The organism is Drancourtella massiliensis (assembly GCF_016900655.1).
Lineage (GTDB): Bacteria > Bacillota > Clostridia > Lachnospirales > Lachnospiraceae > Sellimonas > Sellimonas catena.
Genome location: NZ_JACJKH010000016.1, coordinates 1 through 12,869, shown reverse-complemented (window position 1 = coordinate 12,869; position 12,869 = coordinate 1). Strand labels below are relative to the sequence as shown.

Annotated in this window: 14 protein-coding genes; 10 read left to right on the top strand and 4 right to left on the bottom strand. The window is 46.9% G+C overall.

Annotation, left to right across the window (positions count from 1 at the left end; translation table 11 throughout):
* The first annotated feature begins 6 nt into the window (after positions 1 to 6).
* The 6 genes from H6A32_RS09730 (at position 7) to H6A32_RS09705 (ending at position 4,910) form a co-directional block, all read left to right on the top strand.
* Positions 7 to 360: a YbaB/EbfC family nucleoid-associated protein gene (locus tag H6A32_RS09730; protein ID WP_087168805.1), complete on the top strand. Its 354-nt coding sequence runs from the start codon at positions 7 to 9 to the stop codon at positions 358 to 360.
* Between the two features lie 18 nt (positions 361 to 378).
* Complete coding sequence (gene recR, locus H6A32_RS09725) at positions 379 to 975, top strand: recombination mediator RecR (protein ID WP_204864243.1); 597 nt, start codon at positions 379 to 381, stop codon at positions 973 to 975.
* A 120-nt stretch (positions 976 to 1,095) separates the two neighbouring features.
* Positions 1,096 to 2,187 (top strand): LacI family DNA-binding transcriptional regulator, encoded by a 1,092-nt coding sequence (locus H6A32_RS09720; RefSeq protein ID WP_204864242.1) that lies wholly within the window; start codon positions 1,096 to 1,098, stop codon positions 2,185 to 2,187.
* 267 nt (positions 2,188 to 2,454) lie between these two features.
* Positions 2,455 to 3,108, top strand: coding sequence for a fructose-6-phosphate aldolase (gene fsa, locus H6A32_RS09715; RefSeq protein ID WP_087168802.1), 654 nt, complete (start codon positions 2,455 to 2,457; stop codon positions 3,106 to 3,108).
* A gap of 33 nt (positions 3,109 to 3,141) precedes the next feature.
* The gene (locus H6A32_RS09710) at positions 3,142 to 3,978 is read left to right on the top strand and encodes a transketolase (protein ID WP_087255446.1); all 837 of its coding nucleotides are present in this window, start codon (positions 3,142 to 3,144) and stop codon (positions 3,976 to 3,978) included.
* Entirely contained in the window at positions 3,966 to 4,910 is a 945-nt protein-coding gene (locus tag H6A32_RS09705) for a transketolase family protein (protein WP_118636863.1), read from the top strand. The genes H6A32_RS09710 and H6A32_RS09705 overlap by 13 nt, the downstream gene beginning before the upstream one ends.
* Before the next feature lie 62 nt (positions 4,911 to 4,972).
* Here the strand turns inward: H6A32_RS09705 and H6A32_RS09700 are convergent, their stop codons facing one another.
* The 4 genes from H6A32_RS09700 to H6A32_RS09685 form a co-directional block, all read right to left on the bottom strand.
* Positions 4,973 to 5,650, bottom strand: a complete 678-nt coding sequence (locus H6A32_RS09700; protein WP_138374052.1) for an aryl-sulfate sulfotransferase — start codon at positions 5,648 to 5,650, stop codon at positions 4,973 to 4,975.
* 32 nt (positions 5,651 to 5,682) lie between these two features.
* Complete coding sequence (locus H6A32_RS09695; protein WP_138374051.1) at positions 5,683 to 7,566, bottom strand: heavy metal translocating P-type ATPase; 1,884 nt, start codon at positions 7,564 to 7,566, stop codon at positions 5,683 to 5,685.
* A 74-nt stretch (positions 7,567 to 7,640) separates the two neighbouring features.
* Positions 7,641 to 8,261, bottom strand: a complete 621-nt coding sequence (locus H6A32_RS09690; RefSeq protein ID WP_243424890.1) for a superoxide dismutase — start codon at positions 8,259 to 8,261, stop codon at positions 7,641 to 7,643.
* Positions 8,262 to 8,339: 78 nt separating this feature from the next.
* Positions 8,340 to 8,615 (bottom strand): metal-sensing transcriptional repressor, encoded by a 276-nt coding sequence (locus tag H6A32_RS09685; protein WP_087168796.1) that lies wholly within the window; start codon positions 8,613 to 8,615, stop codon positions 8,340 to 8,342.
* Positions 8,616 to 8,798: 183 nt separating this feature from the next.
* On the opposite strand from H6A32_RS09685, the gene H6A32_RS09680 reads away from it, so the two are divergent.
* The 4 genes from H6A32_RS09680 (at position 8,799) to H6A32_RS09665 (ending at position 12,553) form a co-directional block, all read left to right on the top strand.
* Positions 8,799 to 9,134, top strand: coding sequence for a cyclic-di-AMP receptor (locus H6A32_RS09680; protein WP_087168795.1), 336 nt, complete (start codon positions 8,799 to 8,801; stop codon positions 9,132 to 9,134).
* Positions 9,135 to 9,351: 217 nt separating this feature from the next.
* On the top strand, positions 9,352 to 10,404 hold the full coding sequence (locus tag H6A32_RS09675) for a LysM peptidoglycan-binding domain-containing protein (RefSeq protein WP_204864241.1): 1,053 nt from the start codon (positions 9,352 to 9,354) through the stop codon (positions 10,402 to 10,404).
* A 64-nt stretch (positions 10,405 to 10,468) separates the two neighbouring features.
* A complete protein-coding gene (locus H6A32_RS09670) occupies positions 10,469 to 11,779 on the top strand; it encodes a DUF5711 family protein (protein ID WP_204864240.1) in 1,311 nt (436 codons plus the stop codon).
* Between the two features lie 9 nt (positions 11,780 to 11,788).
* The gene (locus H6A32_RS09665) at positions 11,789 to 12,553 is read left to right on the top strand and encodes a CvpA family protein (protein ID WP_087255461.1); all 765 of its coding nucleotides are present in this window, start codon (positions 11,789 to 11,791) and stop codon (positions 12,551 to 12,553) included.
* Positions 12,554 to 12,869: the final 316 nt, after the last annotated feature.

Sequence of the window (12,869 nt, the reverse complement as noted above, 5' to 3'; positions counted from 1 at the left end):
GATAATATGGCAAAACGTGGAGGTTTTCCTGGCGGAGGTATGCCGGGGAACATGGCGAATCTGATGAAACAGGCGCAGAAGATGCAGCGTCAGATGGAAGAACAGGCTAAGGAGCTGGAGACAAAAGAGTTTTCTGCCACAGCAGGGGGCGGAGCAGTCAAGGTGACGGTATCCGGCAAGAGAGAAGTGTTAAACGTAGAACTTCAGGAAGAAGTAGTGGATCCGGAAGATATCGAGATGCTTCAGGATCTGATTGTAGCTGCGGTAAATGAAGCGCTGCGTCAAGTGGATGAGGCTAATTCTTCCGTAATGAGCAAACTTACGGGAGGACTTGGCGGAGGTATGCCAGGATTATTTTAGTCCGGGAGTGAGAAAAGAATGGAGTACTATAGTAACCAGATCAGCCGTCTGATTGAGGAGCTTTCCAGACTTCCGGGTATCGGGCCGAAGTCGGCACAGAGACTTGCGTTTCATCTGATTCACATGCCGAAGGAGCAGGTGGAAAAACTTGCCGAGACGATGGTCAGTGCGAGAAACAATGTCCGGTACTGCAGGGAGTGCTGCACTTTGACGGATGACGAGCTCTGTCCGATCTGTAAAAATGAGCAGAGAGACCACGGGACGATCATGGTGGTGGAGACGCCGAGAGACCTGGCCGCTTATGAAAAGACCGGAAAGTACAATGGTGTGTATCATGTGCTTCACGGGGCGATTTCGCCGATGCTTGGAATCGGACCGGGAGACATTCATCTTAAAGAGCTGATGATCCGGCTGGAGGGAGATGTCAATGAGGTCATTGTTGCGACAAACTCTACGCTGGAGGGAGAGACCACAGCTATGTACATCAGCAAGCTGATCAAGCCGACAGGGATCAAGGTGAGCAGGATTGCAAGCGGGGTTCCGGTCGGAGGAGATTTGGAGTATATCGATGAAGTGACGCTTCTTCGCGCCCTGGAAGGACGCACGGAGCTTTAAGAAAAAGGGATTGCAAAAGCCTCTGACTTCTGTAGATCCCTTTCCTTTTGCGGTGAGAGGAGACGGCTTGAATCCGCGCGCAAGGAAAGCTGCGCCACCTTGTCAGATGGGAGGAAGAGGATGAAGAAAAAGAAGATCACATCGACAGACATCGCAAAGGCAGCGGGCGTATCCCAGTCTACGGTTTCCATGATTCTGAATAAGAAATATAATGTTTCCTTTTCCAAGGAGACCGTGGAGAAGGTGGAACAGACGGCGGCCAGGCTAGGCTATCAGCCGCCGAAACGAAAGGTCAGAAAAGAGAGCAGGAAGGAAAAGCTGCTTGTTGTATTCTGCTCCAATCTGACAAATCCGTATTACGTTATGCTGCTGCAGGGGATCGAGACAAGAGCCAAGGAAGCGGGGTTCGGGCTTTTTATCTGCAATACACAGAGGAGCCTTAAGATGGAGGAACGGTATCTGTGCATGATGCCGGAGCTTTCGCCGCTTGGTATCATTTACACATGTAATCCAAGCAGATGCTATATGGACATGATCGAGGATCTGGCAGGAAAGATTCCGATTGTTGTGGTAAACAATCAGAATGAGCAGATGAGCGTGGATGCGGTGGAGCTTGATAATTCCAAACTGGGACGTCTGATGGCGCGCCATCTTCTGGAGCTCGGTCACAGGGATGTGGCGTATATCGCGCCGCCGCTCACGATCCGGCAGAAGCAGCGTTCCAAGCGGGTGGAAGGCTTTCTGAAAGAGTTTGACAGGCAGGGGCTCAAAGACCATGTCATCATCAAAGCGGCTGATGAGGCCTATGATATGAATGTGGCGAATATCGATTCCGAATATAAGATCGGCTATGATCTGACGAAAGAACTGCTGGCGGAGCAGCGGGAGGTTACGGCCATTGTCGGACTGAACGACATGATTGCATTCGGGATTCTGGACGCGCTTCAGGAAGAAAAATATAAGGTTCCGGGGGATATCTCGGTGATGGGATGCGATAATACATTGTTTGCCAGGATGCATAAGGTATCGCTGACGACGGTGGAGCATTTTGTTGTATTTAAAGGAAGAGATGCGTGTGATATTATTATGAAAAAAATCGCTGCCGGAACAATGAAATATTCCGGAATCGAACCGGTGAGCACATACCATGTGGAGTATGAGCCAAAGCTTATCGTAAGAGGCACCACATCCTATCCGAAAAAATTAAATTAATGAATTCCTAAAAAATATTAATAATAAAAACGGGAATGAAATTGATATAATGTTCATAAAATGGCCTGATAAGTGGCTGTTTAAATGAATCAAACATAAATTTTACATAAAACAAACGAAAAATCAGGGATGAGCAATTAATAAAAACCAAATTATTAATTTATAAAATTACTAATAAAAAACCGGCGGTATTGACCACCTTATTTCGAGGTTTTATAATGAAATCAAATGATAAACATGAACCCAAAATAAGGAGGAACACAGAACATGAGATTTTTTGTTGACACAGCAAACGTGGAAGAGATCAGAAAAGCAAATGATATGGGAGTGATCTGCGGAGTAACGACAAATCCGTCTTTGATTGCAAAGGAAGGCCGTGATTTTAACGAAGTAATCAAAGAGATCACATCTATCGTAGACGGACCGATCAGCGGAGAGGTAAAAGCGACCACGACAGATGCAGAAGGCATGATTGCAGAAGGACGTGAGATTGCAAAGATTCATCCGAATATGGTAGTCAAAATCCCGATGACAGTAGAGGGATTAAAGGCAGTGAAAGTTCTTTCTGCAGAAGGAGTAAAAACAAATGTAACACTGATCTTTACAGCAAACCAGGCGCTTCTTGCGGCAAGAGCCGGCGCAACCTATGTATCTCCGTTCCTCGGACGTCTGGATGATATCTCCGTGAAAGGGTCAGAACTGATCGAAGAGATTGCGGAAATGTTCGCTGTTTCCGGAATCGAGACACAGATCATCGCTGCAAGCATTAGAAATCCGATCCATGTGACAGAGTGTGCGCTTGCAGGAGCAGATATTGCGACAGTACCGTACAAAGTAATTGAACAGATGACACATCATCCGCTGACAGATGCAGGAATCGAGAAATTCCAGGCTGACTATAAAGCGGTATTCGGAGAGTAATTCTCCGGAGAAAAAGAGACAGGAGGCATTGTCATGGACAATTTAGAATTACAGAAAACTGCCAATGAAGTCCGCAAAGGCATTATCACTGCAGTTTATAATGCAAAATCCGGACATCCGGGCGGATCTTTATCTGCGGCAGACATTTATACCTATCTTTATTTTGAAGAGATGAACATCGATCCTGAGAATCCGAAGAAGGCGGACAGAGACCGTCTCGTGGTTTCCAAAGGACATACATCACCGGGTTACTATTCCGCCCTTGCCCACAGAGGATTCTTCCCGGTAGAAGATCTGAAGACATTCCGTCATGTAGGTTCTTACCTGCAGGGACATCCGGACATGAAACACATTCCGGGTGTGGACATGTCAAGCGGATCCCTCGGACAGGGAATTTCTGCGGCAGTCGGAATGGCCATTTCCGCGAAATTATCCGGAGATGACTACCGTGTATACACACTGGTCGGAGACGGAGAGATTCAGGAAGGACAGGTGTGGGAGGCATCTATGCTTGCAGGTCACAGAAAGCTTGACAATCTTGTTGTGATCGTGGATAACAACAACCTTCAGATCGACGGAACAATCGAGGAAGTCAACTCTCCATACCCGATTGACAAGAAATTTGAGGCCTTTAATTTCCATGTGATCAATGTGGATGGGCATGATTTTGATTCGTTAAGAGCAGCATTCAAAGAAGCAAAAGAGACTAAGGGAATGCCGACAGCAATCATCGCAAAGACAGTCAAGGGAAAAGGAGTTTCCTATATGGAGAACCAGGTATCCTGGCACGGCTCCGCTCCGAATGAAGAGCAGTATAAAGTCGCAATGGAAGAATTAGAGAAAGCAGGTGAAGCATTATGTCAGAAGTAAAGAAAATCGCAACACGGGAAAGCTACGGTAATGCTTTGGTAGAACTTGGAAAAGAGCATGAAGACGTGATTGTACTGGATGCGGACCTTGCCGGCGCGACAAAGACAGGAACCTTTAAGAAGGCATTTCCGGAGCGCCACATTGACTGCGGAATCGCAGAGGGAAATATGATGGGAGTTGCGGCGGGTCTTGCAGCGACAGGAAAGGTTCCGTTTGCAAGTTCTTTCGCCATGTTTGCGGCAGGACGTGCATTTGAACAGGTGAGAAACTCCATCGGATATCCGAAGCTCAACGTCAAGATCGGTGCAACCCATGCGGGTATCTCCGTAGGAGAAGACGGAGCAACCCATCAGTGCAACGAGGACATCGCCCTGATGAGAACGATTCCGGGAATGACCGTGATTGTGCCTTCTGATGATGTAGAAGCAAAGGCGGCAGTAAAAGCGGCATATGAGCACGAAGGACCGGTTTATCTGCGTTTCGGACGTCTGGCTGTGCCGGTGATCAATGACAATCCGGACTACAAATTTGAACTTGGAAAAGCTATCACTCTGCGCGAAGGAAGCGACGTGGCAATCATCGCAGCAGGACTTGAAGTAAATGAGGCTCTGGTAGCGGCAGAAAAGCTTGCAGAAGATGGAATCCAGGCAGAAGTCATCAATATGCACACCATCAAACCACTGGACAGGGAAGCTGTTTTAAAAGCAGCTGAAAAGACCGGAAAGATCGTGACAGTGGAAGAACACTCTGTCATCGGCGGACTTGGTAGCGCTGTCTGCGACGTAGTAGCTGAGACAGCATGTGCAAAGGTCATGAAAATCGGTGTCAACGATGTCTTCGGAGAATCCGGACCGGCAGTCGAACTGATCAAAAAATACGAACTGGACGGCGAAAGCATCTATAAGAAGGTAAAAACGTTCGTAGAGAAATAGAGAAAATAATAGGGGCTCTCCCGCATGGCGGGAGGGCCCTTTTGTCTGCATTTGCGGGATTGTTATGCGAACCAGTAGCCGCTGTAGTCGTATTTAAAGACACGGTACCACCAGGTAGCTCCACTTCCCGTTAAGGTCTGGATCAGGTTGTGGTCCTGATCAAATTCATTTGCCTCAAAGGCGCTTCCACTGTCCGTCAGAAGATTGTCACCAACCTGCTGTACGGAGCTGACGTAGCCGGAATAGGTGACAGGGACGCTGTCAACAAGTGTAAAGGTTCCGGCAGTTTCATCGACAAGATATTTATAATAATAGGACTCATCCCCTTCGGTTCCGGAATAAGTGCCGTCATAATTTTCATCACTGTCATAGTCGTAGTCACGGGTGCTGATTGTAGCATTATTGTTATTGTACATGGTCAGATAATACTGTCCGTCGGATAATTCATCTGAAGTCTCATAGGTCACGCAGTGCTGTCCTGCCTGGAGCGTAAAGTCTCCAACCTGCTCAAGAAGCAGATCTTCATATCCGGTTCCCTCCCAGAACTGGTCGGAACTGATGAGATAATCCACGGTCGGACTGCCGTAAATATCGCTGATTTTGATGATGCTGGATGTTTCCCGGGAACTTAGAATCAGAGAATCGTCCCCTATAAGGCTGAGGGAGTTGATATGCATCCAGTCAAAGTCCTCCTCGTCATTTTCGAGAGAATTGAAGTAATCCGTAAACAGTAGTATCATAATTCTGTAATAATTATGTGAAGGATTCGTAATCACTTCTTGAGAAAACTGTGATTTTTGAAAGTCAAAAGGAAGGCGGAATGAATGATGACAAACACAGAGCCTGCATTGTGTACTAACGCGCCGACAACCGGGTTTAAAATTCCAAGGATGGCAAGAATGATCGCGAGAAAATTCAGTGCCATGGAAAAGGTGAGGTTGCAGCGGATTGTAAACATCATTTTCCGTGACAGGGCAATCAAATGAGGAAGTTCCCGGATGTCATCATTTACGAGCGCGATATCTGCCGCATCCACAGCGATATCACTTCCAACCCCGCCCATTGCAATCCCGACAAATGCTTTTTTCAGAGACGGAGCATCATTGATTCCATCCCCGATCATGCAGACTTGTATCTGCCGTTTCTGGGACTGTTCAATCCAGGAAAGTTTCTCCTGCGGAAGACAGCCGGAGTAAACTTCTTCGATGTGCAGCACGTCTGCAATATGCGCCGCGGCATTTCGGTGGTCTCCGGTCAGAAGAACTGGAGATACGCCGGTAGACTTGACCTGGCGGATGGTTTCGGCAGCGTCTTCCCGGAGGGTATCGGCAAGAACGAGAAATCCGGCAGCCTTGCCGTCAACAGCTACGTAAATAACTGTGCATCCCTCATCCAGCCAGGAAGAAGCCCGGGCAGGGAGCTCGTCCGAAAATGTATCCGTATGCTCTTTTAACAGCTGTTCATTTCCCGCAAGAATGGCGTGCCCATCCACTTTGGCAGATACTCCGCGTCCGGGAATCATGTGAAATTCTTCCGGAGAAGCCGGGGCAGACTGTGTCTGTTTCTGAAAATCAGAGACGACTGCCTTGCCGAGAGGATGCTCGGAGCGAAGCTCGGATGAAGCCGTAAGACGGAAAAGATCCGTGTCTGAAAGTCCTGGAAGAATACTGTGGATGGTCTCTACATGCAGATTTCCCTCGGTCAGTGTTCCGGTTTTGTCAAAAGCGATCTTTTTTACCATGGAAAGCCTCTCAAGGGCATCTCCTTCCCGGACAAGAAATCCATGTTTGGTTGCGTTTCCGATGGCTGCCATAATGGCGGTAGGGGTGGCAAGAACAAGGGCGCACGGGCAGAATACAACAAGAATTGTTACGGCACGGATGATCTCACCGGTGAAAAACCACGTAAGCACAGCCGACACAAGGGCAATGATGACAATCCAGGTGGCCCACCTGTCGGCAATTCCGACAATCTTTGCCTTTCCGGCATCGGCAGACTGCACAAGACGGATCATTCTCTGGATAGAGCTGTCTTCACCTACCCTCAGTGCTTTCATATCAAAAGAGCCGTAGAGATTGACAGTGCCGCTTGAGACATCATCGCCGGCCTCTTTGTCGACAGGGAGAGATTCTCCTGTCATGACGGCCTGGTTGATGGAAGTCTGTCCGGATGTAATGATGCCGTCCACGGGAATTGTCTCGCCCGGAAGAACGCGCAGCAGATCGCCGGCAATTACATCGCTTGCAGGGATGATTTCTTCACCGCCGGAAGTAATCCGCCTTGCTGTCCGCGGCGTGAGATGGACAAGCTTCTCAATCCCGGCACGGGCTTTTGAAACAGTAAGATCCTCCAGAAGAGCACCAAGCTGCATGATGAAGGCCACCTCGCCGGCCGCAAAGTCTTCACCGATGATCAGGGAAGCAATCAGCGCGATAGAGACAAGCACATCGGCCTTGATGTCAAAGGCCGTCACAAGACCGATGACCGCTTCCAGGATGATCGGTATTCCGCACAGGATCACGGAAATCCATGCCAGATCAAAAGGAAAGGGACGGATCCCGAAAAGACTCGCAAGAAGAGCCGCAAGTGATATGGAAAGAAAGATGATATCCTTTTTGATTCCGCCCCATTCCAGAATACGTTCCAGTGTTTTCATAAGTATTCTTCTCCTTCCTTTATACCCATACAGGTATATGTTTAAGAAAATTATACCTATAGGGGTATGGGTTGTCAAGGAAGAAAAAAGGAAAGCAGCCGGTCCGAAACAGCTTCCCAGTTGATGATATGGAACCAGTTGTCGATATAGCTGCTGCGTAGATTATGATATTTCAGATAATATGCATGTTCCCAGACATCCAGAGGGAGCACCGGGTAGAAGCCAAGTGTGAGCGGATTGTCCTGATTCGGAAGAGCCATGATGGCGGGAGAGCCGTCCGGACTGATAACCAGCCACGCACAGCCGGATCCGAACTGTCCAAGGGCGGCCGTCTTCATGTCCGAGAAAAATTGCCGGCCGGTGTCATAGTACTCCAGGATGGCCGGAGCAATCTCCTGTCCCGGCGGGGCCATGAGATCAAAGTAAAGGTCATGGCTGTACACACCGCCCCCATTGTTGCGTACAGAAGTACGAAGAGGATCCGGAATGTCTTCCAGACGGGACAGGAGCTTTGTCAGTGTCCAGGAATGATACTCGGGAGCATTCACAAGAGCGTCATTCAGATTATCCACATAAGTCCGAAAATGCCTGTCATGGTGCAGACACATCGTCTCGCGGTCGATAAACGGCTCCAGCGCATCATACGGATAGGGAAGCGGCGGAAGATGAAAAGGCCAGGTCATTTCTGTAATCAAGGTTTGATACCTCCTTTTGCTGTTCTAATGACAATATAAGCAGATATCGGAAGAGAAATGACAAAACCGGTTTATTTTTCAGATCATGTTTGCAAAACGTTCAACAGCTTTTGTAAATTTTGCAATCGTTTCATCAGCGTCTCCGTGTTCGATTCCGTCGCGTACACAGTGCTGAATATGGCCCTCCAGAACGACCTGACCCGCTTTGTGGAGGGCGGATTTAGCAGCATTGATCTGCGAGAGAATGTCTTCGCAAGGAACGTCTTCATCAATCATCCGGTCGATGGCCTGGACCTGGCCGATGATTTTCCTGAGACGGCGGTGGAGATTTTGAGAATCAATACATTGTTTCATAGTAATGCCTCCTTCTCATACCGTTAGGGGTATATGTATTCCATAATTATCAGGTATAATAAGAAGAATGTCAAGGTACGCCGGGTAAAGATTGTAAATTTTTGAATTTTAATCAAATTTATGTGTAATTCGCGTACTAATATGGTATAATTCTGTTAAATAAAAATGAAAGGGGCGTTCCTTATGAAGTTGATTTTTGCGGTTGTACATGACGATGATACGAATAAAGCCGTCAGGCATCTGAATGAAAAGAAATTCCGCGTGACAAGATTATCCAGTACCGGAGGATTCCTGAGACGGGGAAATACAACATTGATGCTTGGTGTGGAAGACGATCAGGTGGAAGAAGTTTTTGAAATTCTTCAGGAAGAATGTGCAAAGAGAAAACAGGTGGAAGTAACGACACCATATCCGCAGGGAGACCTGTCTATGATCAGTTATTCCTATATCCCGATTACCGTTGAAGTCGGCGGTGCCACGGTATTCGTACTGAATGTGGAACAGTTCAAGAGAATCTGACGGTCAGAGTAAAAGAGAGGCGCAAAGTTGACAAAACACGCCCTGGGAAAACAAAATACATGAAAAATACCGGAAGACTTGTGCAAAAAGACACGAGTCTTCCGTTTTTTTCGCCGGATGTGTCGTATTTTTCTTGGAATCCGCTGACATAAAGCGATAAAATCAGCGTTACCGCTATGATATGATGAGAAAAAATATGAATATGAGGTGAGAATATATGGAAAAACAATTTCCGAAAAATGTACGTCAGATAGGGAATGTATGTGACAGTCCCAAGATTTATGTGGAAGACTATGTAGATACATTCTTGAACCAGCTTTGCGATAAAACGGATGAAGAGCCGAAAGGGGCTTTCCTGATCGGAGAAACAGGAAAGGTAGAAGATCAGGACTGCGTATATATATCGGGAGCCGTCAGGATATCGGAGATTGTAAAAAATGAAAATCAGCTGAATCTCGCGGAAGCTGCCGTGGAAGCGGGAATGAAAGACTGTAAGGAATATTTCGGCAATCAGTCGCTTGTCGGGTGGTTTCTGATTGACCCGTCCAGAAAGCCGGGCACGGATGAAGCGCTGGAGAAGATACATAAAACGTATTTCGGTGAAGAGAATACGGTTTTTATTATGAAAGATCCGAAAGGCAGGGAAGAAAAGTTTTATGCCTATAAATATGAAGAACTGATGGAAATCAATGGACATTACATTTATTATGAAAAAAATCCGGAGATGCAGAATTATATGATTTCCTCAAGGAAAGAAAACAGGATTACTCCCAGTGAATCTATTGCGGATCGGGCTGCGAAGGATTTTCGCAGTATCGTGAAAGCAAAACTGGAGAAGGCGGACCAGAAGCAGAATAACCGTTTTCTCTATGCGGCAAGCACATTTCTTTTGCTTGTTATTCTGATCATCGGCGTGACAATGGTAAATAATTATGATAAGATCAAGGCAGTTCAGACCTCTCTTGACCAGATTACAAAAACCGTGGAAAAGGCGGAAGGCGAAGAAGAAGCACAGGCATCCGGAGAGAAAGTGACAACAGAGGTTGAGGAAGGAACGGATGTTAAGAGCAGCAGTGAAGACACACTGGATATACAGGAGCAGGAGACTTCCGGAGGGGAAGAGTACTACGTGGTGCAGCGTGGGGATACGCTTGCTACCATCAGCCGGAAAGTATATGGAGATACTTCCTATGTAGACGCAATCGCGCGGATGAACGGTCTTACGAATGGGGATTTCATATACATCGGGCAAAAATTACTGTTGCCGTAAGAAAAAGTATGTTATGATAATCAGAAATAGAACAGTATAAATAAAATACAAAGGGGAAAGCAATATGAAGGATAAGCAGCAAATGAGGTTCCACGTAGTCCCGAGGGCTGATATCCCGGATCTTTTCGGGGAGGGAACTGCTGTCCGGATCGGCCGGAAGTATGTCGAAAAGCCCCGGGTGGAGATGTGGACGGTACAGCCTTCTATTGAAACGGAGAATCCGGAAGAAATGCATCCGGTAAAAAAGAAGAAAAAGCCTATGAGGGCCAGAACAAAAAAGGCGATCCGAAGATGGGTCATTGTGGGAGTTCTGACAGCGGCCGTGGCGGTCTCCTATCTGACGATTACACTTCAGACCTATACAGGGGTTGAGGTCGTGTCTCAGATTCGGGAAGCAGAGTCGGGAAACAGCTTTTATATACGTTATGGGGAGAATATACTGAGCTGTGATACCGACGGTGTTGCATTATTCGATCTGGACGGGGCTGAACTCTGGACGGAAAGCGTCCAGTTTCAGAAACCGGTTATGAAAGTCAGCGGTACTTCCGCGGCAGTAGCAGAGCAGGGTGGCAACGATATTGCAGTATTCGGAGAAAATGGACTGCGGGGGCAGATCAGTACGACATTTCCCATAGAGAAAATGTCCGTATCAGATCAGGGAGTTACAGCCGTTCTGCTTGAAAATGGAAGCACTCCGATGATTCAGTGCTATGACGTATCAGGAAATGTACTGATCGAGTACAGCGTTGCGTCTTCTGCAAGCGGATATCCGATTGACATTGCGCTGTCGCCTGACGGAACGACACTTCTTGTCTCTTATCTGGTGGTACAGAATGGTCAGGTGGATACCAGGATTACTTATTACGACTTTGGAAAAACACACGAAGACGGGAATTATGAAATCGGCGGAGATACTTATGAGAATCAGCTCATGCCGAGCGTATTCTTTGTATCCGATGATAAATCGGTCGCAGTAGGCGACGGCGGCTTCGTGATTTATGAAGGATCCGAGCCGAAAGAAAGTACGAAGATTGACATCAAAAAAGAAATCAGAAGTATCGCCTACGATGAAGAATATCTTGCATTTGTTCTGAAAGATACAGATTCGGCCGGATATGAACTGCGGCTTTACGATTATAACGGAAAAGAGATTATATCAAAGGAATTTGAGGGTGATTATAGTAACATCAAAATTGATGACGGACAGGTAATCCTGTTTGACGGTGAGAACGCCAGCATTTTCACTGAAGGTGGAATTCACCGGTTTGAAGGAAGCATGGGGGCGGATATCAGAGACATCTTTGTTCTGAAAGGAATCAATAAATATCTGATGATGAGTAACAAAGGAACCCGGACAATACGCCTGACAAAATAGGAGAACAACATGAACTGGTTATTATATGGAACGATAGGAATTCTGGCGATAGGAATCATTGTGGGATATATCAAAGGGGCACTGCGCATCGCAGTATCACTGGCTGCGGCGGTGGCCGCGTGGATTCTGGTGGTTGTACTCACGCCGTATGCGGCGGATGCCGTGATTCAGTACACCCCGGCGGATGACTGGATTGAGGAGCGGCTTGAAAGTGCCTTGATGACAAACATGTCGGATGCTCTGGAAGAGCAGGCCGGAATAGAAAACGGAACAGATATCGATCTGCCGGCACTGGCAGAGCAGCTTTCCGGAGGCGAGATTTCCAGACAGGAACAGGCACAGATTATAGAGAATTCCGATGTGCCGGAGATATTTAAGGAATATCTGCAGGAAAATAATAATAAAGAAATTTACAGTATGATCGGAGCGGACAGCTTCGCAGACTATATCGCAAAAGGGATTACACGTCTGATTATTCAGATTCTGACTGCGGTCGTACTCTTTTTTGTCATATCGGCCGCACTGAAAATTGTTATGTATATACTGGATGTAGTTTCGTGGCTTCCGATCATAGGAGGAATCAACCGGATTGCCGGAGCAGCCCTTGGACTTGTGATGGCGCTGATTTTTATCTGGATTGTGTTCCTTGTATTTACGCTCCTGTACACAACACCGGCCGGGGAAGAGATCTTTGCGCAGATTAACGGGAATGCGTTTCTCCGGTTCCTGTATCAGAATAATTATATATTGAAGATTCTTATGGGGCTCCGCTGATGGCGGGGCCTTTCTGCTCCTGAATACGGGGAGAACAGTAACCTGGAAGAAAGAGAAAAAATAAAAAAGTTGAAAAAAGTTGTTGACATTTACAAGCCTGGATGATAATATATAACACGTTCCGCTGATAACTGTCAGCACAAAACATCTCAGAGTGACAATCCTGAGGACGGCTTTTCCGCATTGGCTTGACGGACCGCCGCAGAAATTACTCGAAAAAAGATGAAAAAAGTGGTTGACAAAAAGGAACAGATGTGATAATCTAATATAGCTGTCGCGAGAGAGCGGCAACGAAAACAAAGAACTTTGATAACTG